Consider the following 25352-nt stretch of genomic DNA (forward strand, 5'->3'; position numbering starts at 1 on the left):
TCAGCTTTGTTTTTAAAATTTAATTATTGTTAACAGTCAGTACAATTGTCCGCTATTGGCCGATCACTGCCCTCGACGGCCATAAGATGTACTTATCGGATGTACCGAACGACGAGATACTCATCGTTCGCGAGTTACCTCGATTGAAGCGCGCTCCGCCCGGCACATCCTTCTTTAGCTCCGTGCGTCAATTCGCCTCATAAACGGCGTAAGCCCAATAGTCCTTGCCGGGGCGCAGGCTGCAGCGCCAGCCCTGGGCGCTCAGTTCGCGGCCGATCAAATGGTTCATCACGCCGTGTCCCACCAACGCTACGCTGCCGTGAATCTGCGCGAGATCGATCAGGCGTTGCGCGGCCGAGCGGGCACGGCGTTTGGCTGCGGCGTAGGATTCGCCGTTGCGGGAAAAGCCGGCCAGCCATAGCAGGCGCAGCACGGTCAGCCACAAGGCCGCCGGCAAGCGAATCCGGCCATGGCGAAAGTGCGGCAATTGGGCTTCGCCGAACAGGGCATCGGCGACCGGATTTTCCCCCAATCCCAGTGCCTGAGCCGATTGCCGGGAACGCGGCAGATCGCTGCACAAGGCCATACCGATGTCTTTTAGCACTGCGCGGGTTGTCGGCGGCGGCGCATCGACGATGCCGGCGACGCGGTAAGCATCGGCCAAGCGCGCCAGATCGGTCGCCCGCAAAATGCCGGTCAGCGCTACGCTCGGCCGGCCGTGCCGCAGCAGAACGATGCGCGCACGTGGTGGCGCCGTCACGGATACGGCTCGCCGTTGTTATGGGTAAACTGCCAACCGCCGGCCGTGCCGACTGCCCGCAAGTCGTCGTCCGGATATTCGACCCGGTCGCCCGGCGTGCGGTCGCCGATTTCCAGATAGAGCACGTCGTCCGCCGCTTCGTTGACCAAGCGATGGGCGTTGCCGCTGCCGGCCTGGAAGCCGGCGCACATGCCCGGCGCCAGCCGTGTCGCGCCGTCGTCGGTATAGAGCGTCGGAGTGCCTTGCAGTATGTAAATAAATTCGTCCTGCTTGGCGTGGGCGTGGCGCAGGGCGGAAATCGCGCCGGGTTCCAGTTTGGTCAGGTTGATGCCGAAGTTTTGCAGCCCGAACACGTCCCCGAGCGGCGTCTTTTCCCGCCCCGCCAAGCGGGCGCCATGTAGCTCCAGAATGGCTTGGGGATACAAGGATTTTCGCGGCCGCGGCGGCACTTGCTCGGCGGCAACGGCGACAGGGAAGGGTAGTTCGGTCATATGGATAACTCCGATAACGAGCGGCAAGGCGACAGATTAGCCGACAAACCGGGCGCGGGTAAAATCGGTCTGGCAAGAGTTGTAACTTTACTGCGGCTTGTTCGCGCCGTTATGGGCGGCGTCGAGGCGGGGATTGCTTGGTGTTGGACTCGGTCTATGCGCTCGATTGGCGATCTACCCGCTGCAAGAAAGCAGCGCGAGGGTTTGCGCGATTGAGACGGCGCTGTTGCAGGACGATTTGCAGGTGTGGCCGACATTCGGGCAGTCGCGACCCACCAAGAATAGCATCAGCTATTTCGGATCGCGGCGCCGGGGAACACTACGTTTGAAAAACACGCGCCATACTTCCGCCGGTTCGGCGCGACTGGTCAATACCCCGATCGAAGGCAGTCTTAATTGGACTTGGCGCAAACGCCCAATTCGCTCAGCACCAATAGCGAGGCAAATCACTAACGCCGCACCCTCCAATGCCGCAACGATTTTCGCGCCGGTTTCCGTGCACCGGAGTTTGACGACAAAATGGCGCTTAGCGCTTTATGTCTCTCAATTTCAATTGGAGTTGGCTCTATACCTGGCGAATTTTCAACTTCGGTCAGATAAGAAAATAGGGTGTTGCAATCGATTGCAGCCGCGCTTTTGCCCTTACATGACCTTAATTTGACTAGCAAACTACTTGGTACTCATATTGGGCCTCACCAATACTTGAAATATAAGTGAATCGGGAAACCCTTTATGGTGGATGGCCGCGAGGCAATCCACCCAAGTGTAAAAATGCAATAGCATTCCCAATCTAAAAATGCCCTGCAAAACCCCAAAATTAATCCCGCAACAACTCGTTAATGCCGGTTTTGCTACGCGTTTTCTCGTCCACCTGCTTGATGATGACTGCGCAATACAGACTGTGGCTGCCGTCTTTGGATGGCAGGTTGCCGGAGACGACCACCGAGCCGGCCGGGATGCGGCCGTAAGTGACTTCACCGGTCATCCGGTTGAAAATCTTGGTGCTTTGGCCGATGTAGACCCCCATCGACACGACGCAGTTGTCTTCGACGATGACGCCTTCCACAATCTCCGAGCGGGCGCCGATGAAGCAGTTGTCGCCGATGATGGTCGGGTTGGCTTGCAGAGGTTCCAATACGCCGCCGATGCCGACGCCGCCCGACAAGTGGACGTTTTTACCGATTTGCGCGCAGGAACCCACGGTTACCCAGGTGTCGACCATCGTGCCGCTGTCGACGTAAGCGCCGATGTTAACGTAGGACGGCATCAGGATTGCGCCCGGCGCGACGTAAGAACCGTAACGGGCTACCGCGTTAGGAACGACGCGTACGCCGGCTTGCGCAAAATCAGCCTCGCTGTAGCTACCGAATTTGGTCGGCACTTTGTCGTAATAGCGCACGTCGCCGCTTTCGATGACTTTGTTTTCGTTGATCCGAAACGATAGCAGCACGGCTTTTTTCAACCATTGATTGGTGACCCAATCGCCGTCTTTTTTCTCGGCAACGCGGGCTTCGCCCTTGTCCAGCATATTCAAGACTTCGGCAACCGCGTTGCGGACTTCGGCGGAGACGGTAGACGGGCTGATTTCGGCGCGATTTTCGAAAGCGTCGTTGATGATGGTTTCCAGGTTTGACATGGGATCTCGTAGGTACAAGGTTCAAGGTACAGGGTCCAAAGGCTCAAGGCCAGGGTGTTTTTTCACCTTGAACCTTGAACCTCGAACTTATTTTAAAAATTCTTTAATGCGCCGCGCCGCGTCGACGCATTCCTCGATCGGCGCGACCAAGGCGATGCGGACATGGTTGGCGCCGGGGTTGATGCCGCCGCTGTCGCGGGACAAGTAGCTGCCCGGCAATACGGTGATGTTTTGCTGGGCGAACAGTTTTTGTGCAAATTCCGTGTCGCTGATTGGCGTCTTCAGCCAGATATAAAAACTGGCCGGCGGACGACTGATGTCGCAGATATCCTTGAGAATATCTATGAAGGCGGTGAATTTGTCGCGATACAACTGTCGGTTGTGTTTGACGTGCTCTTCGTCGTTCCACGCAGCGATACTGGCATGCTGGGTCGGCACCGGCATCGGGCAGCCATGGTAGGTGCGGTATTTGAAGTAATTTTTCAGCACCTCGGCGTCGCCGGCGACGAAACCGGAGCGCAAGCCCGGCGCGTTGGAACGCTTGGACAGGCTTTGAAAAATCACGCAGCGTTTGAAATCCGCGTTGCCGACCGCGTAAGCGCTTTGCAGCAAACCTTGCGGCGGATTGGACTCGTCATCGTACAGTTCGGTATAGCACTCGTCGGAGGCGATGACAAAATCGTACTTGTCGGCCAAAGCCAATAATTTCAGATGATCGGCCTGTGTCAGCACCGTGCCGGTTGGATTGCCCGGCGAGCAAATAAACATCAACTGGCAACGCTGCCAGATTGCCTCCGGCACGCTGTCGAAATCGGGCAAATAGCCGCTTTCCGCTGTCGTATTCAGATAATACGGCTCGGCGCCAGCCAACAGCGCCGCGCCTTCGTAGATCTGATAGAACGGATTGGGCATGATCACGATCGGCTTGTCCACCGGATCAATCACGGCTTGCACCAACGAAAACAAGGCCTCGCGGGTACCGTTGACCGGCAATACCTCGGTCTCGGCGTCGACGCCGCCCGCCGGAATCCCAAAGCGGCGGCAAGTCCAATCGGCAATCGCCTGCCTGAGTTCAGGCAAACCCTTGGTCGTCGGATATAGAGTCAAGCCGTGCAAATGCCGCAGCAGGGCTTCCTGGATGAAATGCGGCGTGGCGTGCTTGGGTTCGCCGATCGACAGGGCGATATGCGGCTTGTTAGCTGGCGGCGTAACGCCTTGCTTCAAAGAAGCCAGTTTTTCGAACGGGTAAGGATGGAGTTCGGCTAAATGCGGATTCATGGTTTATTTGGCGCAGCGCGGCTGGCGTCCCTGGCTCCAGGCTTGTTGCTGCAATTGCAGGGCTCGATTCATATTTTGTTGCAAATTCTCGATGCGGCTGGCATGCGACGGGTGGGTCGACATGAATTCGATCGGTTGGCCACCCTGCGCGGCCTTATCCATTTTCAACCACAGGTTGATGCTTTGCCGCGGATCGAAGCCGGCGCGGGCCATCAAATCCAATCCAATCGTGTCGGCTTCGGTTTCGTGGATGCGGCTGTAAGGCAGAATCACGCCATACTGGGCACCAACACCGAGCAAGCCCAACGCGGTCTGGCCCAACGCGGTTTGCGGTTGCGTCACGGCCTGCACCATAGCCAGACCGGTGCTGACCGCGGTTTCCTGCGACAAGCGCTCGTTACTGTGGCGCGACAGCACGTGGCCGACTTCGTGGCCCACGACCGCAGCCAACTGGTCGGCGTTATCCACCAAATTGATCAGGCCGGTATGCACGCCGATTTTATTGCCAGGCAGCGCAAACGCATTCAGGGTCTCGTCCTCGAACACAACCACTTCCCATTGGCCACCGGTTTGCTGGGTAATTGCATAAGCGACGCACTGGGCAAATTGGTTGAAACGAGGATTGCGGCTTACCGGGTTTTTGCTCTTCATGCTGTCGAAGGCTTGCAAACCCATTTGGTCGACTTGGTTGTCCGGCATGTAAATGAACTGGGTACGGCCGGTCGGACTGGTGGCGCAAGCGCCAAGCAACAAGGAAACGGCAGCGATAAGCAGATTTTTATTCAACATGGCTTAACCACCCGCAGAGAAAAGACCCGGCATTTTAGCCTAACTTGCCAGGGGGTTAAACGCTTTTTACCCATCTAGAACGTTACCGCAAATAGACGCCGGGAAAGCGATTCGGCGGCAAACGGCTCTAAAAATGAAATTGCGCGAACGCTTGCCTAACCGGGCAACGGGTTCGGCCAACCTGGTCTAACCGGTCTGCGCCGCTTGCAGCAGTTGTTGCAAGCAGAATAATACGGTCTGTTGTCGAATATTTTGCCGATCCCCGGAGAATTGCTTGCGAACACACGCGGCTTCTTCGCTACCTCGCTGCAACCAAGCGACAAAGACCGTACCGACCGGCTTTTCGGCAGTGCCGCCTTCCGGACCGGCGATGCCGGTAACGGCCAGGGCCAGGTCGGCCGAGCTATGCGCAAGCGCGCCGGCTGCCATTTCCCTGGCCGTTTCCGCACTGACGGCGCCTTGGGTGCGCAAAGTTCGCGGCTGCACGCCTAACAGTTCGACTTTGGCAGCATTGCTGTAGGTGACAAACCCGCGGTCGAACCAGACGGAACTGCCGGAAACGTCGGTCACGGCCGCCGCGATACCGCCACCGGTACAGGATTCAGCTAGCGCCAATATCCGGTTTTGGCGCTTTAGGCAAAGGCCGAGCTGCTCGGCCAACAAGTAGCAGGGATCGTGCATTAAGACTCTCTAGCCGGCTGGAATAATTGCCTGACTGCGCCGCCAAACTCAGCCGTCATTTGGGAAGCCTGTTGATTTCGTTAACTTTTTCGAAGTCGGCACCGACACTGATGATAAAACTGGTGACCTGTTCGATGCTCATATCGGATTTGATTACTTTCGATTCGTGGACGATGATTGCGAATCCGGAAGTCGGGTTCGGCGAAGTGGGCACGAACAGCACGTAACGGTCGTCGGTTTTGTTGGTTACGTAAGCAGGCACCCAGATACCCTCTTTCGGATACTCGACATAGACCACCTCGCGCGGCTCCTGCAATTGATGGCCGGCAATCATGTTGACTAATTTTTTGGTGACCCGATAAATCGTACTCAACAACGGGATGCGCTCGATCAGATGTTCGAACATAGCGATGATTGAAAACCGGCCCATGCTGACTCGGTGTCCAACGTAGGTAATGGTGGCGAAACTGGCGGCAAATAGCAGGAAAGTCACTAAGTAATTGTCGGAATAACCGTAAACGAACTGAAACAGATCGGCGAGCCGGTCTTTGACGAACAGCACGATTTGCACGATCACCATAATCGGGATGAACGCCAAAATACCGATTAGAGTGTGGTTCAGGATTTTCTTCATGATGCGCCTACCTTGTTAGTTATAGTTGTTATCGATACCCGGTTTTATCAAAGTTAAGCCCGATTAGAAAGCGCCGGGCCGCCCGGCACCGTTCCAAACCGCCTAACGCTGAATTCTGTATAGGCCGCGCGTGGCCAGCGCCATTACCAGCCAGGCCGGCCCGGCGAAGATGAGCAGGCCGTGCAATGCCGTTCGGCTGGCGCTGGCGTCCCAAATCGTCAACGAACTGTTCAACGAAATGTTGGACGGCGCCAAAAAAGGGAACATCGACACACCCAGGGTCAGCACCGCTAACGCCAGCGCCAGCGCCAGCGTCAACATCGCCCAATAGGCCCGGTCGAATTTGCATAGCGCCCAGGCGCCGATACCGGCCAGAAAGGCCAGACAGGGTAGCGCCCACAACGCCGGTTCGTGTTCGTAATTGTCCAACCATAAACCGTCGCCGCGCTTGACGAATTTGGCCAGCGGATTGGAAACGCCGTCCGGCACGATCTCGGTCGTGACATGATAGCCTTCCAAATGCGTAATCCAGCCGCCGCACAAGCCGAACAACAGTAAAAACAGGATGATGGCGGTTTGCGCCAAGGCTTTGGCACGCAAGCGCAACTCTGCATCGCCGTGCAATTGCAAATAAACCGCACCGTAACCGGCCAACATAGCCACGCTGCAGGCGGCGACCAGCAACGCAAACGGATTGAATAGTCCGGCCAGACTACCCAGGAACGCAATATGCATATCGCTGCTCAAATGAAACGGAAAGCCCTTCAACAAATTTCCGGCCAGCAGGCCCAGCGCCGCCGCCGGCAGCAAGCCGCTCAGAAACAGCGCCTTATCCCAGTAGGGCAACCATTCCCGATGATCGTGGCTATTCCTGAAGTAAAAGCCGAGCGGCCGGATACATACGGCCAACATCACGCACAACAGCAAGTTCTGAAAACTGGAAAACACCACGGCATAGACCGTAGGCCAACCCGCATACAACACGGCTATCAGAGCCGCCAGCCAGGCTTGGTTTCCGGCGCTGAGCGGCGCCAGTCTGGCGGCGATTTGCCGCCGCTGCGGCTCGGTTAGCTGCAAAAACGGCAACAGCAAAGTTACCCCCATTTCCAAGCCGTTACTCAACGTAAAACCGACCGCATACAGGCCGAGCAAGCCCCAGCACAACAAGCGCAAGACTTCGTAATCAAGCATTGCCACCCTCCGCTACCGGCAGCGGTGCGTCGACCGTTCCCTGTTTGACCACCTGCATCGCCAACAAAATCGCCAAGGCCAACAAGCCCGAATACGCCAGACCGTATACCGCCAAGCCCAGTACCTGGTCGATCGGACCCACAGCCGATACCGCCAACCAAGTCGGCAATACGTCCACCACAATCCAAGGCTGGTCGCCGAACTCGGAGATAAACCAGCCACTGCCGCTGGCCAACCAGGTCGCCGGCAAGGCATACATCGCAGACATCAATAACCAGCGTTGCCTGCGGCCGGTCACTGCGCCGAAACCGGCCGTCAAAAAGGTCAACAACGCCAGCACGCCGCACAATACCATCACCTTATGCCCCCAATACAACGGCGCCGCAGGCGGTAGACTGGCCTGGGCGGCTAGTGCGATCTGTTCCGGGCCGGCATCGACCACATTGTCGCGCCAGCGTTTCAGCAGCAATGCATAACCGAGATTGGACTTGGCGGCAGCAAATCCGTCTAGCAATTCCGGTTGCCGATTATCGTCGCGCAATTGTTGCAACATGGCGTAAGCCTGAATGCCGCTATCGATACGTTGCCGGTTTTGCGCCAGGATATCGTCGGCAGGCAGGCCGTTAATCGCCATCAATTTGCTACGCTGAAACGAGCTTTGCTTGTATATACCGGCGTCGCCCAACAACAACGTGGCAATAATCGCCAGCAAACCCAACCCGGCGGAGATGGAGTACGAGGGTTCCGACAAAGCCGTTTCGATACGCCTTAGCCGGTAGTAAGCACTGATAGCCAATACGAAGCCGGCTGCCACCGCGTACCCGGACAGCAAGCTGTGGGCAAATTTGGCCAACGCCACAGGGTTGGATAACACCGCATGCCAATCGGCCAACTCCATTCGATACGCTTGCGCGTCGAATTCCGCGCCGACCGGATATTGCATCCAACCGCTGGCAGCCGAAAAACCGAACAAAATCAAATGGCAGCCCAAACACACCGCGAAGGTACTGAGTAGATGCGACCACCTTCCCAACTTGTCCCAGCCGTAAAGCATCCAGCCCAAGCCATTGGCGGCCGTAAACAATCCGGCCAAGACGCCGACCGCTACCGGCCCGGCGAATGCGTCGCCGGCGTAATGGGCGAAATAGGACCAATTGCCGCCGAATTGGAACAACATCGCCACACTGGATGCCAGGCTCAATCCGAAACTGAGCGTGAACAACTTACCCCAAAACCGGCATAGCGGTCGGTAATCGCCACGCCCCCCGGCCAGCCCCCACGTTTCCAGAACCAGCAAAAAAAACGATATCCCTACCGTCAGCGGTACAAACAAAAAATGCTGTACCGCATTGATCGCAAACTGCGAACGAGACAATTCAACAACCGTTTCGGAAACCATGCCCAACCTCTGGCCCAAGCTCAAAAATGCCGGCAATTATAGAGTTATCCGCTTGTTTGTCTGTGTTTTTTCTCGATCAATTCGCATTATATCTGTCGCCCTGCAATGGAGAATGAACCGCACTGATATACACTTTGCTTGACTCCGGCTCCGATTACGGTACCCCATGAACCTCCCCCCCCGTTTGATTATCGGACTGAAAATCATTGGCTTGACGCTAATGTATGCCGGTTTGGCTAAGCTGGTGTTGGCCTATTTTTCCGATCGGGGAAATATCACGCTAATTTGGTTTCCGGCGGGTTTGGGTTTGGCGGCGATGTTAATCAACGCCAAACATTACTGGGCTGGCGTCCTGTTAGGCGCCTTCTGGGCCGGCTTGTTGGTCGACGATCCCTGGACTACGTCGGCCTGTATTGCCGCAGGCAACACTCTTGAATCTTGGCTTGGCGCTTGGCTCCTGCTCGGCAACCCCGGTTTCTCGATCAAATTACGCCATCCGCGCGACTTTGCTTGGCTGGCCGCTACCGGCTCGGTTACTGCCTGCTTCAGCGCGCTGATTGGGCCGATGTCTCTATTGCTCGGCGGCTACCTGACGCTCGCCCTGCTACTCCCGAGTATGTTGCATTGGTGGATGGCGGACGTGTTCGGTATTGCCTTGGCTACCCCATGCATTCTGATTTGGAGAAAGTGGCCGGCCGGCTGGTTTCATATCAAACGCCTGCCGGAGACCGCGGCTTTCCTGGCCTTGAGTTTTTTCAGCGGCCAAACGGTATTTCTGGGTTGGTTTCCCAGCGTAGCCGGCCAATACGCCCGAGGTTATTGGACTTTTCTGTTCGTGGTCTGGGCTGCTGCACGCTTCGGCCGCCATGGCGTGATCCTGCTTATTTGCATAACTGCCGTCCAATCCTTGTGGGGATTGGAACGCCAGATCGGCTTGTTCGCCAGTGGCGATTTGCAAAGCGGGTTGCTGAATATTTGGCTGTATTTGCTGGTGCTGGCCAGCGTCGGCATCCCATTGGCCTTGATGCTTTACGACCGCGAACAAAAAGCGCTGGCTCTGCAGGAGAGCGAAAACCGGCTGAGTTTTGCCTTACAAACAATAGACACCGGCGCTTGGGATTTGGACCTCGAAACGGAGGCTATACTGCGCACTCCGATCCACGACCGGATTTTCGGCTACGACTTTCTGCTGCCGGCCTGGAATTACCAAGCCTTTCTCGGCCATGTCGTTCCGGAACACCGAGACAGCGTCGACAACGATTTCCGCCGCGCTTGCCGCGAGCGCAGCAACTGGAACTTCGAATGCCGAATTCGCCGGGTGGACGGCGAAATCCGCTGGATTCGCGGCTCCGGCCGCCACCATAGCTTAAACCCCAGAATAACCGGTATCATTCAAGACGTCACGTCGAAAAAACTCGCGGACGAAAACCGCCAATTGGCGATGCTGTTCTACCAAAACTGCAACGAAGCGATGATGATTACCGAGGTGGATGCCACGATTATCTCGGTCAATCCGGCTTTCAGCGAAATCACCGGCTACGAGGCCGGCGACGTTATCGGGAAAAATGCCAGCATTCTCGGCTCCGGCCGCCACGACGCCGCCTTTTTTCAGGACATGTGGCAAACTATCAACAGCCAGGGCCAATGGCGCGGAGAAATCTGGAATAGGCGCAAAAACGGCGAGCTGTACGTCGAACAACTCAGTATCAACACCGTGTTCGACGCCAGCGGATTGCCGTTGCGCCGCATCGGCCTGTTTTTCGACATTACCCAGCGCAAACTCAACGAGGAACAATTACGCAAACAAGCTTATTTCGATCCGTTGACCGGTATCGGCAACCGCCGAATGTTTTGCGACCGCCTGGAACAGGAAATCAAGAAAGGTCAACGTAGCGGCCTGTTTCTGGCACTACTGCTGATCGACATAGACAAATTCAAGGACGTGAACGACCGCTTCGGCTATACCACGGGAGACTATGCTCTACGGGAAGCGGCGCAACGTATCTTGCGTAGCGTCAGGGAAACCGATGTAGTGGCACGAATGGACGGCGTGGAATTTGCCTTAGTCCTGACGGATTTGGAAAAAATCGACCATATCGAGCGCATCGCCGATACAATCATTCAAAAACTCGGCGAACCGTTCATAATCGACGATCAAACGCTGGATTTGCAACTGCATTCCCGCATCGGTATCGCCGTATGCCCGAACGACGCCGGCGAAGCCGGTCGCCTGCAGCAAGCCGCAGCACAAGCCCTGAAAAAATGCCGGAACCCTGGCTACGCTTTTGCCGGAACGCGGGACACAATTTAACCGGAAGCGGGCACCCGCCCGCACCGGATTCAAATCAGCAAATGCGCTGTTTCGGAAACACGCAACGGAATCGACTACCGCGCCCGAGTTGGCTGTCGATATCCAGTTTGGCATCGTGGCGCACCAGCACGTGCTTGACGATAGCCAACCCTAGACCGGTACCAACGATCTTTTGGTTGCGTTTTACATCCACCCGATAGAAGCGTTCGGTAATCCGCGGAATGTCAACCGCAGGGATACCGGGGCCGAAATCTTCGACTTCCAGATACGCACCGCCGTCGGCAGCGTCTCGCCAACTCACTTTGACCGGAGATGTTGCAGGCGAATATTTGAGCGCATTGACCAGCAAATTGCTAAACGCGCTACGCAACTCGGAGGCGTCGCCCAACAGATTGGCGCTACTGGCGAGATGCAATTCCACCCGGCGCTCGTCGTTTTCCAAAAGATCGCTTTCCTGGCAAACCTCGCTCAATAACGCAGCGACAAGGACCGACTCCGATTTTTTCGGCTTGCTCTCCAGACGCGCCAAGAGCAGCAAATCGTCGATCAAGGCCTGCATGCGTTCGGTCTGGGCCGCCATGTTTTGGAACGAACGGCTGTATACTCCCGGTGCGCCGTCCATTTCCTGAAGCGTTTCCAGGTAACCGCGCAATACCGTTAGCGGCGTACGCAATTCGTGCGAAACGTTGGCGACAAAATCGGTACGCATACGTTCGATGTTTTTTTGATGGGTGATGTCCTGAGCCATCAGCAAGCGCAAACCGGAACCGTAAGGCACGATGCCGATCTGTAAAAACATGTTTTCGTTGACCGGCGACGGGATGCAAATTTTGTGGCGGTAATCCTGCTCTTTCAAATACTGGATGAACAAGGGATGGCGCACCAAATTCGGAATCCGCTGGCCGTTGTCGGATTTTTTCAGCCCCAGAAAATCGTGAGCGACCTTGTTGCTCCATTCGATTTCGCCGTAGCTGCCCAGCACGACCACCGCATCGGGTAGAGCGCCGGTGGACTTGCGAAAACTGTCAAGCATTTTGCCCAGCTTTTTCTTACGCCGTTTCTGACTCTTCCGAATCTTATAGAAGTGGTAATAGATATCGCTCCAGATTCCCTTGAAATCGGGTTTTTCGCCTTGGCCGCCCTGGCTCAGCCAGCGCTCCAGTCTATTGACATTGACGGTTTGGCTGGCGTAGAGATAAGAAACCACAAACAACAGCATTTCGCTCAAATGGCCGACGAAGATGCTGGCTATCAGAGCCGGCACCATCAGCGCGATTGCAATGTTTCTTTCCCGTCGCCAGCGCTGCATGACGGATTAATTCGCCAGGGAAAACCGGTAACCGAAACCGCGTACCGTTTGTATCAGTTCTTCGCGACCGTATTCGGCCAGAATTTTGCGCAGGCGACGGATATGCACGTCCACGGTACGTTCTTCGATATAGACGCTGCGCCCCCAAACTTGATCCAGCAAATGGGTGCGGCTGTAGACTTTGTCGGGATTGGTCATAAAAAACTGCATCAATCTGAATTCGGTCGGACTGACTTCGAGGCTGCGGCCGTCGATCGTCAACTTGTGCTGTTCGGCATCCAGCGTCAGATCGCCGATGCTCAACTGGCCAGACTCGGAGAGCTTGCCGCTGCGCCTCATTACCGCCTTGATCCGGGCGATCAATTCCCGGGGCGAGAAGGGCTTCGTAATATAGTCATCGGCACCGATCTCCAGACCGCGGATTTTGTCCTCTTCCTCGCCGCGCGCCGTGAGCAGGATAATCGGCAAATCCTTGTAGCCGGGTTCGCTTTTCAAGCGTCTGGCCAATTCCACTCCGCTGATTCCGGGCAACATCCAGTCCAACACGATCAAATCCACCATATTGTCGGCCAAGCCTTCCCGAGCCTGTTCCGCACTGGCCACCGCCAACACTTTAAAAGAGGCTTGTTCCAACACCATCACCAGCATCTCCCTGATGGCATCTTCGTCTTCCACAACCAGGACATTCAAATTCGACATAGTCATCTTTAGTCTAATGATTTCGAGGATTTGCAGAATTTAGCAGCGCTATATTACCTTTCTATGACAAAAATCCGGAGCTGAGCCGCTATGCGACTACCCGAATTAAGGTTCGCCGCCCGCTTCCCCCACCGGAGCGGCAAAACCGTCGGATACCAGGGCACCGACATTAGCACCGGTCAGCGCTTTTAAAAACTCGACCAAATCGGCCTGTTCGGCCTCGGACAAACCCAACGGCTTGATTAGCGACGACAGATTTTCGTTTGCCGTACCGCCTTGGTTATAAAAGCGCACGACGTCGTTCAAGGTCGCAAAACTGCCGTTATGCATATACGGTGCGGTCAACGCCACATTGCGCAACGAAGGGGTTTTATAGCTCCACCGGTCCAGCGGCTTCTGACTTACTTCGTAGTAACCCAGATCGTTAGTTTTCGCACCATCCAGCCCCTTCAAATTCTCGCTATCGACATCCAGGAACACGCCCGGCGCCACCTGTATCCGGCGTTTGGCCTCTTCCGCTTGCATGGCTTCCGCGTAACCGACGCCGGTGTTATGCCGTTTTTGGTCGGTAAACAATGCCGCCTTACTGCCAATCGTATGGCAAACGCTGCAAGCCGCCTTGCCGGTGAATAGTTGGTATCCGCGCTTCGCCGAATCACCGAGTGCATCCGCGCGCTTCGCAAAATACCAACGGTCGAACGCAGAATCTGCGGAATTCAGCGTCCGTTGGTAACTTGCCAATGCCTGGCCGATCGCTTCCATGCTCGGCCCTTTATTGTTAAAGGCTTTCTCGAACAAGCCGCGATAATCGGTAGTGGCTTTCAATTTGTCCACCACGCGGCCAATGGACGGGTTGGCCATTTCGTTGTGTGCCAATAACGGTCCCCAAGCTTGTTGCTCCAAACTGTTTTCCCGACCGTCGTGAAACAGCAACTCGGCATAACCGACGTTATACAGTGATGGCGCATTGCGCCGCACACTACGCCCCTCCACACCGACGGCGGTCGCCATTTCGTTGTTGGCGAAGCCTTGCTCGGGAATATGGCAAATCGCACAGGAAAAAGTATTGTTTAACGACAGGCGCCGGTCGTAAAACAATTTACGACCCAGTGCAATTTTCGCCGGCGTCAGAGGATTGTCCTTCGGAACCGGTAACGCCGGCAATCCCAACGGCGGCTTGCGAGCAAATTCGATCAGGTTGGCCGGTTTGCCGCGCCTTTGCGCCAACGCCAGCGAATGGGTTCGGTAATCCGCTGCGCGGTAATCCTGTTTGTTGTCGCCGGCTTGGTACAGGCGGCCGGCGTCGACTTGGGCCAATGCGGATTGCGCCTCGGTTCCGGCCAACAGGGTCTTGACGTCGTTGATTACCGTGTCGGCATGCAAAAAGTCGACGTTGTAAATATTCCGAACGTTTTTCTGTTTATCGATTAGATAGACCCTCAGCAAATGCGAAAACGTACCGGTAAACTCTCCACGCTCATCGTAGATCTTTTGCACGTTTTGCTGGTAGCCGTCCAGAATTGGCTGCAGGGCTTGTTCGTCGCGAGTAGTTAAAAACTGCCAATCGAATCCAGCCGTTCTAAAGCCCTCGCCATAATGGCGCATCATTTCCGGCGTATCTTGCGCCGGATTGAAGCTGAGGGTCAGCAAGCGCAATTTATCGGCCAATTCGGGTTGTTTTTGCAGTTGGCGGCTGATTTTATGCAATACCTGCGTCGCCAACGGACAACCGTTGACATCGCTACATGCCGCATAGATGAAGCTGAGTAACACCAGCTTATCGCCCATCAAGTCATGCAAGCGAACAGAGCGGTTAGCCGTATCCAACACCACGCCGTCCGCAGCCTGGCCAACGGCAGGTAACGCATAACTGCCGGGAGTAGCCGGCTGGAAAGGCAGGGCGCCGTAACCCGGCGCGGTGCGTTGCGGTTCGTCCGCGACGGCGCCGACCACAAAACAGAACAGCAGGGAAACGAGGCTCAGACTTTGCGCAGCCCGCTTAACGACGCGGTTGGAACTAAAACGGCCAGCTCCAATACAACGCCTTGGCGCCGCCCTGTGTAGCGATCGCCAATTCCCGCTGCAGTTGGACAAGGTTTCGGCCCGAGGTTGGAGTTTCATAAACGAGTTCGACTGTAGGTAACGCGCCGCTAGCGCAATATGGCTCCGACAAGCGAAACGTCGGTCAGTTTACTGGACCACTGAAATTGTGCGGTTATGCAACCGCTGCATTCATCGCAGGGTTAGCTGAAGCGGTGGGCAACCGACACACGTCGACCTGAGCCTTACGACTTAACTGGCCACCCATTACGAACCGACCGGTGCCAGCCTATTCTTCGGCCAAGTATTGGCCGGGAGCCAGCGGCGTCTCGTAACGCACGCCCTCCGGAAAATAGGAATCCGGATTCGAAGCGATCTCGCGCGCCGCCAGAAATTGGGCGTAATAGTTGCGGGACGCGAAACCGAAAGCCGGCCCGTCGTAAGTTTCCACGATCTGCGCGAAATCTTTGCCAACCTGGTTCTGGGCACGTTTCATACCGCCGATACCGTGGTTATACGAGGTGACCGCCGCCGGCCAGTCGCCTAATTTACCGTAGGCATAACTCAGATACCGCGCCGCGCCGGTAGCCGAAACGAACGGATCGAAGCGTTGATCGACTACGCCGCCACCGGGCATGAAGGTTTTAGCGGCCGCTTTGGTGAACTGCCACATGCCGACCGCACCGGCTGACGATCTGGCGGCAGGCTGAAACGAGGACTCGACGTGGGGCAGATAGGCCAGGTCTTCCGGCAACCCTGCATCGCGGAAAATTTTTCTGAACTGCAGGTCGTAACGCCCGCTGATTTCCAGACCGCGCTTAAAACGCTCGCGCGTGCCCCGCTGGGAACGCACCCGAGTATCGGCGCCAGGTAACACGCTTGCCAGCGAACGGCCATTCGCCTCCAATTTTGCGATCAATTGCTTATCGCCCGGGCTCAAAGCGGCTCCGTAACGCAATTTGCTTTCCAGACCGGCCAATTGCGCCTTCCAATACTCGCGCCGCTGGCTGACCATATCTTTTTGCTCGGCCGTCAAGCCTTCGGCAACATAGCCTGGCAGCGTCATCACTTCGTAAATCACATCCAAATAGCGGTCGTCGTGGAAAGCAACTTCGGATCGTTGCCAGACCGCATAAGTTTTACGCCAGAATTCCACTGCCGGCTCCAACGGCGCCGGTTTCGGAAAAATACCCGAATAGCTGGTGGGCCGATAAGCCTGAGACGGCGGCTGGTAGGCGGGCCGCTGAGGAATATAGTTGGGCCTGGTATTCGCGACTCTATCGCGTTTGACCGGTGCTCCGCCGCCGCAAGCATTCAGTAGCATTGCTGCAGCCGTTAGCATTAATATGCGCAGGAAAAGTCGATTCATTTTTGCTCTATGGTTGTCAGATTCAACGCCGATGGCTCCGAACATAGCCGGCATGACTAACCGGCCTGCATTCTTCGAATGTTTTCAATGAATAATAGCGCTCATTTCGAATTCGAGTGAATATTTAATGCGAAAATCGGCGGCGTTTTTCCGCAAAAACGGCAAATATCCCGGCAATAGCAATGAATATGGTGGAGGCTAACACTCTGGCGTCGGCAGCACTAGCCCCCCCTGCCAAGCCCTCGCGAATCGTTAGGGCAACCACTGCATTCAAGCTTTAGCGCGGATAAGGTAGGAACTTTCGACTTTTTCCTTGTGCCGAAACCGCACATACTTAAAAGTGACGAATCATCGACAAAAGGTAGCTTAGATTGCGTTTATCCTCATCCAGAACGACCACCAGGAGGGAGATTATGAAACCGATTTCAAAGCCGCTAACCTTTTGCACGCGTTGCGGTGACAATATCCCACCCGATGAACTGCAGTTTTTGCCGGATACCGGGCTATGTGCGTTGTGCAGCGATATCGCTTTGGAAGCGGATGAAATCCACTCGGCAAAACGTCCGAAACCGAAAACGGTGTTAACAATCGCCGGCAAACCGAAAGCTGGATCCTGCTCTCCGGCTTGATTCGGGATTGTTGCCGACGCTCGCCGCCTGTAGCGTTGGAATCGGCAAAAAAAACCGGCGCGAGCGACATTTGCCTAGGCCGGTGCGCTAATCGAACTTACTGCTTCAGATTTTTGTAACCCTCTTCGCTCTCGCGCATGATTTTCTGGCCTTCTTCAATCAAATTCCGCCCTTCGTCGATTTTGATCTGACCCTCGCGCTGCATGGCCTGCCCGCGCTCGACCATCTGTTTGCCCTCCTGCCACCGGCTGCCCAGTTGGGCAATGCCCTGGCTGTCGCGCAGCATTTGTTCGCCCGACAATATCTTTTCGGCGGACGCTTTCGGCGCCGGTTCGCTGGCGCAACCGCCGACCAGTAACACCGAAACAGGCAATATAAGGGAAACCAGCAGATAGTTGTTATTGCGCATGATCATGTCCTCTTGTTACGCAGTAAAAACAAAAATTAAGCGAAATATTGCAAAACAGTGCGAGCTGTTGCAACGGTTTTTTCAATCCACCCTCCCGGCGCCGCTTGGCTTAGCGGGATCTCATGTAGCAGGCATACAACCCGTAACCAATCAATACCGACGTCAACCAGACCGCCACCAACGGCCCGATCACACCGTCGTAATAGGTGTTGACCAGATAAACCGAATCGGCCTGCAAATTGACGTTGCATAAATCCCGGCTGAGTTTGATCTGCCAAACCCAGCCGGCATGGCAGCCAATCGACCATCCTAATCCCTGTCCCGTAAAGCTTCTTAGTACGGCGAGGAATAATCCGACCGCGAATAAAGCAATAAAGGCGCTAACGATTGCCGGATTGAGCCAATTGGCGAACGCTTCTGCGAGCAACGGCAAACCGCTAAACGGGCTAATATCGGCGTAAGCAACTGGCGTCGAACTCTTCAAGAAATGCAATGCGGCATAGTACAGCGAACTGGCAAACATAGCCGCAAACAAAGGCATTTGCCGGCGCAGGCCGCTCAACAGCAAACCGCGAAACAACAATTCTTCGCCGACGGCGATCAACATCGCCAACAACAAAGCCAGCAAGGCTTTACCGATAAATATTTGCCAAGTCCAGACTCGACTATCGTCCCAGACATGCACGTGCAACAGGTACAGGATCAACAACACCGGTAGCAAAGTGGCCAAACTCAAGGCGAAACCCTTGCCGACTTGCCCGATAAATTGTGGGCACGGCGCGAATCCCAACTCCTTCCAACTGAGTTGCAGATACTTTTTTAACGGAAATACGCTAAGCAGCAACAATACCAGCGTAATTTTACTGACAACTTTGGCCAACGGCAGAACGTCTCCAGCCAGCTTCAGCACCGCGAAACCCAGCAAGCTGGCAAGCATCGCCAGCATTACCAGCAATAGCAAAGGCGCCAGAGCGAAAGCCAACCCACGCATCAGCGGAAATCGCCCCACAAGGTTTGCACGGCGGCCAACGCCGCCATTACCGCGGTTTCGGTGCGCAAGATTCTGTCGCCCATTTTGACCGGGATAAAACCGGCTGCTTTGGCGTATTCGCGCTCCTGGTCGCTGAACCCGCCTTCCGGGCCGGACATTAAAGTCACCCCCGCTCCCCCCGGATTGAGCTCCGAGAACACTTGCTCGGCATAGGGATCCAAAAACAACTTCAGGCCACACTGGCCGTCGACCCATTCCGCCAGCCCGAGCGGTGGATTCAGCTCCGGCAACCGCGTCCGCCCCGATTGCTCGGCGGCATGCTGAATGATGCTTTGCCAATGCTGGTGGCGTTGCTGTTTTTTTTCGTCGTCAAATTTGATTACACAGCGCTCGCTAATCAACGGCGTCAAACTGGTCACTCCCAATTCGACCGCTTTTTGCACGGCCCAATCCATCCTGTCGCCGCGCGAAATACCCAACCCCAAATTGATCGCCAACGGCGACTCGACCGAGCGGTCGATAAATTGTTCGACGGCCACGCTTACTCGCTTACGGCTCACTTCCTCGAGCCGGCAACGGTATTCGCCGGCACGGCCGTTGAACAGCACGATCTCCTGATCCTGCTTCAAACGCAACACCGTGCGCAGGTAGTGTCCGGCCGCATCGTTCAATTCAACATGTCGACCAACGTTGAGCGCCACATCGACGTATAAGCGCGATACCCGCATCAGTCTTGCACCGCCAATTGAATTCCTCCCCAAGCCGTTTCCACCATCAGCTCTATCTCCTGTTCAGTAATCACATAAGGCGGCATGAAGTAAATCACGTTGCCGAGCGGCCGCAACAATACGCCGTGCGCCAATGCATGGCGGTAAACCCGCAAGCCCCGGCGCTGTTGCCAGGGATACGCTTCTCGGCTCTGCTTGTCTTTTACCAACTCGATCGCGGCAATCATGCCGGTTTGCCGGACTTCGCCGATGTTAGGATGATCGTGAAAGCGCTCCAGGGCATTTGCCATCACCGCCGCCAAGGTACGGTTTCTGCCCAAAACGTCCTCAGTTTGGAATATGTCGATGGTCGCCAGCGCCGCGCGGCAGCCCAGAGCATTACCGGTGTAACTATGGGAATGCAGGAATGCGGTCAAATTTTGATAATCGTCGTAAAACGCCTGATAGATCGGATTGCCGGTCAAGACGGCAGACAACGGCAAGTAGCCGCCGGTCAAACCCTTGGAAAGGCAGATGAAGTCCGGGCTGATGCCGGCCTGCTCGCAAGCGAACAAGGTGCCGGTGCGGCCAAAGCCGACCGCGACTTCGTCGGCAATCAGATGCACGCCGTATTTATCGCAAGCCTCGCGCAGCAATTTCAAATACACAGGATGGTACATTCGCATATTGCCGGCACACTGTACCAGCGGCTCGACGATGACAGCGCAGGCCTGATCCGCGTGTTCGGCAAGCGCCCGATCCATGTCGGCGAACCGGCGAATCGAGTAAGCCTCCCAACTTTCGCCGGGCTCGCGGAAGTAACAGTCCGGACCGGGCACCGTGACGACCTCCATCAATAGCGGGCCGTAAGTCTCCTTGTAAAGTGCGACATTGCCGACCGCCAGAGCGCCCAGCGTTTCACCGTGGTAACTGTTTTCCAGCGTGATGAATTTGGTTTTTCGACTTTGACCGAGATTACGCCAATAATGAAAGCTCATCTTCAGCGCAATTTCGATTGCCGACGAGCCGTTATCGGCATAGAAGCATTTATCCAGGCCCGGCGGAGTTATTTCCACCAGCTTTTCCGCCAGTTCCAGCGCCGCTTGATGGGTAAAACCACCCAGGATGACGTGTTCCAGCGTGTCGAGTTGAGTCTTGAGCGCCTGGTTGATGGTGGGATTGCTGTGACCGAACAGATTGACCCACCAAGAACTGATGGCGTCCAGATAGCGCTTACCTTCGAAATCTTCCAGCCAGACCCCCTGACCGGACTTGATCGGAATCATCGGCATATTGCGCTCATGATCCTTCATCTGGCTACAGGGATGCCAGAGTACGGCAAGGTCGCGTTCGACAATGGTTTTATTGTTCATAGCTGGCACAAAAAAGGGGCTTGCGCCCCTTTATAACGGATTGAAGGCCGTTTAGTAGCGGTAATGTTCCGGTTTGTAAGGACCTTCGACCGGCACATTGATGTAAGCGGCCTGCTCGGCAGTCAACTGGGTCAGTTTCACGCCGATTTGCGCCAAATGCGAGCGCGCCACTTTTTCGTCGAGCTTTTTCGGCAGAATATAAACTTTGTTTTCGTAAGCCGACGCATTGTTCCACAGTTCGATTTGCGCCAAAACCTGGTTGCAAAACGAGTTTGACATCACGAAGCTCGGATGGCCGGTGGCACAACCCAAGTTAACCAAGCGGCCTTCGGCCAACACGATGATGCGTTTACCGTCCGGGAAAATTACGTGGTCAACTTGCGGCTTGATATTTTCCCAGGTGTAGTGGCGCAACGAAGCGATATCGATTTCGGAGTCGAAATGGCCGATATTGCAGACGATGGCCTGGTCGCGCATCGCTTTCATGTGTTCGTGAGTGATGACGTGGACGTTACCGGTCGCGGTGACGAAAATATTGGCTTGCGCCGCCGCTTCGTCCATCGTTACCACGCGATAGCCTTCCATCGCCGCCTGCAACGCACAGATCGGATCGATTTCGGTAATCCAAACGGTCGCGCCCAAACCGCGCAGAGATTGCGCACAGCCTTTGCCGACATCGCCGTAACCGCATACCACGGCAATCTTGCCGGCTACCATCACGTCGGTCGCACGTTTGATGCCGTCGACCAAGGATTCGCGGCAACCGTACAGATTGTCAAATTTGGACTTGGTCACCGAGTCGTTGACGTTAAAGGCAGGTACTTTCAAAGTGCCTTTGGCGACGCGTTCGGTCAGACGCAACACGCCGGTCGTGGTTTCTTCCGACAGGCCTTTTACGTCCGCCATTAGCTCCGGAAACTTGTCGTGCATCATGTTGGTCAGGTCGCCGCCGTCGTCCAGAATCATGTTCGGACGCCAGCCGTTCGGGCCCAGAATGGTTTGTTCGATGCACCATTCGGCTTCGGCTTCGGTCTCGCCTTTCCAGGCGAATACCGGGATGCCGGCTGCGGCAATCGCCGCTGCCGCATGGTCTTGAGTCGAGAAAATATTGCAAGACGACCAGCGCACTTCGGCACCCAACGCCGTCAAGGTCTCGATCAACACCGCGGTTTGAATGGTCATATGCAAGCAACCGGCAATGCGCGCGCCTTTCAAAGGCTGCTGCGCGCCGTACTCGGCACGCAGCGCCATCAAACCCGGCATTTCGGTTTCGGCGATTTTGATTTCCTTGCGGCCCCACTCGGCCAGGGCCAAGTCCGCTACTTTGTAATCGGTTTGAGTCATTTGAGTTTCCTGATCCTGAGTTAAATGCCGGCAGCGTCTTTCAAAGCCTCGGCTTTGTCGGTTTTTTCCCAGCTAAAGGTCGCTTCGTTGCGGCCGAAATGGCCATAGGCCGCGGTCGGACGGTAAATCGGTTTCAACAAGCCGAGTTGAGCGATCAAGCCCTTTGGACGTAAATCGAAGTGTTCGCGGACGATTTTGACCAAGCGTTCTTCGTCGATTTTGCCGGTACCGAAGGTTTCGATGCTGATCGAGGTTGGTTCGGCAACGCCGATCGCGTAAGACACCTGGATCTCGCAACGTTCGGCCAGGCCGGCGGCCACGATGTTCTTGGCCACGTAGCGTCCCATATAGGCCGCCGAACGGTCGACTTTGGAAGGATCTTTACCGGAGAACGCGCCACCGCCGTGACGAGCCATACCGCCGTAGGTATCGACGATAATTTTGCGGCCGGTCAAGCCGCAGTCACCGACCGGACCGCCGATGATGAACTGGCCGGTTGGGTTGATGAAATATTTGGTGTCTTTATGCAGCCATTCCTTCGGCAGAGTGGGCAGGATGATTTCATCCATCACCGCTTCTTCCAGCAGTTTGCCGCCGATTTCCGGCGAGTGCTGGGTCGACAAAACCACTGCATCAATCGCTACTGGTTTGTTGTTTTCATAACGGAACGTCACCTGGCTTTTTGCATCCGGTCGCAGCCATGTCAGGGTTTTATTTTTACGAATCTGCGCCTGACGTTCAACCAAGCGGTGAGCATAGGTAATCGGCGCAGGCATTAGCACGTCGGTTTCGTTACTGGCATAACCAAACATCAGACCTTGGTCGCCGGCACCTTGTTCGTGGTTTTCAGATTCGTCCACGCCCATCGCGATGTCGGCGGATTGCTTGCCGATTGCGTTGAGAACCGCGCAGCTATTGCCGTCGAAACCGATATCGCCGGAATCGTAACCGATTTCGCAGACTACTTTTCTAACCAATTCTTCGGTATCGACCCAGGCATTGGTGGTGATTTCACCGGCTAACACTACCATCCCGGTTTTCACCAAGGTTTCGCAAGCCACCCGCGAACGAGGGTCCTGAGCCAACAAAGCATCGACCACAGCATCGGAAATTTGGTCCGCCACTTTATCCGGATGGCCTTCCGATACGGATTCTGAGGTAAAAAGGTAGTTTTTATTCACGGTTAACACCCTCGTCAAAAGCAAACTTGCGCGTATAAAAAAAGGCCGCGTAAACGGCCTGGTATCTATGGTGGGCCCTGTAGGACTTGAACCTACGACCTGCCGATTATGAGTCGGAAGCTCTGACCAACTGAGCTAAGGGCCCGAAATTGTCGGTGTATCTACGACGTTACAACACCTTACTCGCCGTCGAGAAAGCATCTCAATTGCTCGGAGCGCGACGGATGCCGTAGCTTACGTAAAGCCTTGGCCTCAATCTGGCGGATCCGTTCCCGAGTGACATCAAACTGCTTGCCCACCTCTTCCAACGTATGGTCTGTGTTCATGTTGATGCCGAAGCGCATCCGCAGAACTTTCGCTTCCCGGGCCGTCAATCCCGCCAAAACGTTTTGGGTAGACTCACGCAGACCGGCGATTGTAGCAGATTCGATAGGCGAAAGCATCTTCGAATCCTCAATGAAATCGCCAAGATGCGAATCTTCGTCGTCGCCGATCGGCGTCTCCATCGAAATCGGCTCTTTAGCGATTTTCAGCACCTTGCGAATCTTGTCCTCCGGCATTTCCATCCGCTCCGCCAACTCCTCAGGAGTCGCTTCCCGGCCGAGCTCCTGCAGAATTTGCCGCGACACCCGATTCAGCTTGTTGATGGTTTCGATCATATGCACCGGAATCCGAATGGTGCGAGCTTGGTCTGCAATCGAGCGAGTAATAGCCTGCCGAATCCACCAAGTGGCGTAGGTCGAAAATTTGTAGCCACGGCGGTATTCGAATTTGTCGACCGCCTTCATCAAACCGATATTCCCTTCCTGAATCAGATCCAAAAACTGCAAGCCACGGTTGGTGTATTTTTTGGCAATCGAAATCACCAAACGCAAATTGGCCTCGATCATTTCTTTCTTTGCCCGCCTTGCCTTCGCCTCGCCCAGGGAAATGTTCCGGCAAATTCCCTTAAGAACGGCAATACTCAATCCATAACGCGCCTCAATATCCGCCAATCGTTGCTGCGCCGCCTTGATCGTTTCGATATTCTCTGCAAGCGCATCGGCATAATTTGGATGACTGGCGATGAACTGGCCAAGCCAGTCAAAGTTAGTTTCGTTTTCGGCGAATGCATTAATGAAGTCTTTGCGCGGAACCCTGGCTTTCTTGACGCAAACATCCAGGATTGTCCGCTCTTCGTCACGAATGGCAGCCATGAGCTCTTCGGAAACGGACACCATCTTTTTCAAATACTGCGGAGTCCACTTAAATTCACAAAATATCTCGTCCAAAGCGTCAAAAGCCTTTTCGGTTTTATCGTGTCCGTAACCGTGCTTCTTAACCGATGCGAACGCCGCCTTTAACGCTTTGCGGAGCGTATCTACCTTTTGTTTGACTTCTTCATAATCGACGGTCTTAGATTCTTCCTCGGCATCTTCGGCCGGCGCTTCCATTTCGATACCGCTCACGTCGATATCTTCGACTTCAGTCAAATCGACAAATCCCATGACCAAATCACTAAGGCGGACACCAGATTCGTCGTCCTTTACCGAGTCGAAAGCTTCAATAAACGATTCGACGATAAAACCGGAACGAGCTATCGCGCCGACGACCTGCCGCTGCCCTTCTTCGATACGTTTGGCTATTTTCAATTCTTCCTCGCGAGTTAACAGCTCCACGGAACCCATTTCTCGCATGTAAAGGCGCACCGGATCAGTCGTCCGACCAAACTCGCTGTCAACCGAAGCTAACGCTGCGACTTCCGCAACTTCTTCATCGTCGTCCGCTGCCACTATAGCATCGGAAGTAATCAGGGAATCATCGTCATCGGGCGCAACCTCATAAACCTGAATACCCATATCGTTGATCATCCCGATAATATCGTCGATTTGTTCGGGATCGATGATATCGCTAGGCAAATGGTCGTTGACTTCGGCATAAGTCAAATACCCCTGCGCCTTGCCTTTCGCTATCAGTTGTTTTAATTGGGATTGCTGTTGTTCTTGATTCATTCTTTACTCACAATACGTTTTCAGCACCAAGCGCCGCAGAACAGGAAATTATATCGTCAAATCCCGGTACGGTCACCTATAAGCCGCTGGTAGCCCCGCAAACTTCGAGCGAACACCACCAGCACTTGCGCTCTTTAGAA

At 55.1% G+C, this 25352-nt stretch carries 21 protein-coding genes and 1 tRNA gene; 1 reads left to right on the forward strand and 21 read right to left on the reverse strand.

Annotation, left to right across the window (positions count from 1 at the left end; translation table 11 throughout):
• Nucleotides 1–187: 187 nt before the first annotated feature.
• The 9 genes from NP603_RS19120 to NP603_RS19160 all read right to left on the reverse strand — a co-directional run bounded on the left by NP603_RS19120 (nucleotide 188) and on the right by NP603_RS19160 (nucleotide 8859).
• A complete protein-coding gene (locus NP603_RS19120) occupies nucleotides 188–760 on the reverse strand; it encodes a phosphoglycerate mutase family protein (RefSeq protein WP_256612453.1) in 573 nt (190 codons plus the stop codon).
• Nucleotides 757–1251 carry a cupin domain-containing protein gene (locus NP603_RS19125; protein ID WP_256612454.1) on the reverse strand — a complete coding sequence of 165 codons (495 nt, stop codon included), beginning with the start codon at nucleotides 1249–1251 and terminating at the stop codon, nucleotides 757–759. Before NP603_RS19125 ends, NP603_RS19120 begins: the two co-directional genes overlap by 4 nt.
• An 817-nt stretch (nucleotides 1252–2068) precedes the next feature.
• Entirely contained in the window at nucleotides 2069–2887 is an 819-nt protein-coding gene (gene dapD, locus NP603_RS19130; RefSeq protein ID WP_256612455.1) for a 2,3,4,5-tetrahydropyridine-2,6-dicarboxylate N-succinyltransferase, read from the reverse strand.
• Between the two features lie 87 nt (nucleotides 2888–2974).
• The gene (dapC, locus tag NP603_RS19135) at nucleotides 2975–4165 is read right to left on the reverse strand and encodes a succinyldiaminopimelate transaminase (protein WP_256612456.1); all 1191 of its coding nucleotides are present in this window, start codon (nucleotides 4163–4165) and stop codon (nucleotides 2975–2977) included.
• Nucleotides 4166–4168: 3 nt separating this feature from the next.
• The gene (locus tag NP603_RS19140; RefSeq protein WP_256612457.1) at nucleotides 4169–4954 is read right to left on the reverse strand and encodes a M48 family metallopeptidase; all 786 of its coding nucleotides are present in this window, start codon (nucleotides 4952–4954) and stop codon (nucleotides 4169–4171) included.
• Between the two features lie 186 nt (nucleotides 4955–5140).
• On the reverse strand, nucleotides 5141–5635 hold the full coding sequence (locus tag NP603_RS19145; RefSeq protein WP_256612458.1) for a CinA family protein: 495 nt from the start codon (nucleotides 5633–5635) through the stop codon (nucleotides 5141–5143).
• Between the two features lie 55 nt (nucleotides 5636–5690).
• Nucleotides 5691–6269 (reverse strand): DUF502 domain-containing protein, encoded by a 579-nt coding sequence (locus NP603_RS19150; RefSeq protein ID WP_256612459.1) that lies wholly within the window; start codon nucleotides 6267–6269, stop codon nucleotides 5691–5693.
• Between the two features lie 102 nt (nucleotides 6270–6371).
• Nucleotides 6372–7460: a cytochrome d ubiquinol oxidase subunit II gene (cydB, locus tag NP603_RS19155; RefSeq protein ID WP_256612460.1), complete on the reverse strand. Its 1089-nt coding sequence runs from the start codon at nucleotides 7458–7460 to the stop codon at nucleotides 6372–6374.
• Entirely contained in the window at nucleotides 7453–8859 is a 1407-nt protein-coding gene (locus tag NP603_RS19160) for a cytochrome ubiquinol oxidase subunit I (RefSeq protein WP_256612461.1), read from the reverse strand. Before NP603_RS19160 ends, cydB begins: the two co-directional genes overlap by 8 nt.
• A gap of 166 nt (nucleotides 8860–9025) precedes the next feature.
• Here NP603_RS19160 and NP603_RS19165 point away from each other — a divergent pair, with 166 nt between their 5' ends.
• Entirely contained in the window at nucleotides 9026–11170 is a 2145-nt protein-coding gene (locus tag NP603_RS19165) for a sensor domain-containing diguanylate cyclase (RefSeq protein WP_256612462.1), read from the forward strand.
• A 34-nt stretch (nucleotides 11171–11204) separates the two neighbouring features.
• Here the strand turns inward: NP603_RS19165 and phoR are convergent, their stop codons facing one another.
• From phoR to rpoD, 12 genes are all read right to left on the reverse strand, one after another.
• Nucleotides 11205–12479 carry a phosphate regulon sensor histidine kinase PhoR gene (gene phoR, locus NP603_RS19170; RefSeq protein WP_256612463.1) on the reverse strand — a complete coding sequence of 425 codons (1275 nt, stop codon included), beginning with the start codon at nucleotides 12477–12479 and terminating at the stop codon, nucleotides 11205–11207.
• 6 nt (nucleotides 12480–12485) lie between these two features.
• Nucleotides 12486–13178 (reverse strand): phosphate regulon transcriptional regulator PhoB, encoded by a 693-nt coding sequence (phoB, locus tag NP603_RS19175; protein ID WP_256612487.1) that lies wholly within the window; start codon nucleotides 13176–13178, stop codon nucleotides 12486–12488.
• Nucleotides 13179–13283: 105 nt separating this feature from the next.
• Nucleotides 13284–15131, reverse strand: a complete 1848-nt coding sequence (locus tag NP603_RS19180; protein ID WP_256612464.1) for a cytochrome c peroxidase — start codon at nucleotides 15129–15131, stop codon at nucleotides 13284–13286.
• A 376-nt stretch (nucleotides 15132–15507) separates the two neighbouring features.
• Nucleotides 15508–16542, reverse strand: a complete 1035-nt coding sequence (locus NP603_RS19185; RefSeq protein ID WP_256612465.1) for a lytic transglycosylase domain-containing protein — start codon at nucleotides 16540–16542, stop codon at nucleotides 15508–15510.
• 771 nt (nucleotides 16543–17313) lie between these two features.
• Nucleotides 17314–17625, reverse strand: a complete 312-nt coding sequence (locus tag NP603_RS19190; RefSeq protein WP_256612466.1) for a hypothetical protein — start codon at nucleotides 17623–17625, stop codon at nucleotides 17314–17316.
• A 109-nt stretch (nucleotides 17626–17734) separates the two neighbouring features.
• Entirely contained in the window at nucleotides 17735–18616 is an 882-nt protein-coding gene (locus NP603_RS19195) for a CPBP family intramembrane glutamic endopeptidase (RefSeq protein ID WP_256612467.1), read from the reverse strand.
• Entirely contained in the window at nucleotides 18616–19344 is a 729-nt protein-coding gene (locus tag NP603_RS19200) for a 16S rRNA (uracil(1498)-N(3))-methyltransferase (RefSeq protein WP_256612468.1), read from the reverse strand. Before NP603_RS19200 ends, NP603_RS19195 begins: the two co-directional genes overlap by 1 nt.
• Nucleotides 19344–20696 carry an adenosylmethionine--8-amino-7-oxononanoate transaminase gene (locus tag NP603_RS19205; protein WP_256612469.1) on the reverse strand — a complete coding sequence of 451 codons (1353 nt, stop codon included), beginning with the start codon at nucleotides 20694–20696 and terminating at the stop codon, nucleotides 19344–19346. Before NP603_RS19205 ends, NP603_RS19200 begins: the two co-directional genes overlap by 1 nt.
• Nucleotides 20697–20747: 51 nt before the next feature.
• Nucleotides 20748–22040, reverse strand: a complete 1293-nt coding sequence (gene ahcY / locus NP603_RS19210; RefSeq protein WP_256612471.1) for an adenosylhomocysteinase — start codon at nucleotides 22038–22040, stop codon at nucleotides 20748–20750.
• 20 nt (nucleotides 22041–22060) lie between these two features.
• Nucleotides 22061–23221 (reverse strand): methionine adenosyltransferase, encoded by a 1161-nt coding sequence (gene metK, locus NP603_RS19215; RefSeq protein ID WP_256612472.1) that lies wholly within the window; start codon nucleotides 23219–23221, stop codon nucleotides 22061–22063.
• A gap of 68 nt (nucleotides 23222–23289) precedes the next feature.
• Nucleotides 23290–23366 (reverse strand) — tRNA-Ile (locus NP603_RS19220).
• 34 nt (nucleotides 23367–23400) lie between these two features.
• Nucleotides 23401–25212 carry an RNA polymerase sigma factor RpoD gene (gene rpoD / locus NP603_RS19225; RefSeq protein ID WP_256612473.1) on the reverse strand — a complete coding sequence of 604 codons (1812 nt, stop codon included), beginning with the start codon at nucleotides 25210–25212 and terminating at the stop codon, nucleotides 23401–23403.
• Nucleotides 25213–25352: the final 140 nt, after the last annotated feature.

The organism is Methylomonas aurea, assembly GCF_024505045.1.
Lineage (GTDB): Bacteria > Pseudomonadota > Gammaproteobacteria > Methylococcales > Methylomonadaceae > Methylomonas > Methylomonas aurea.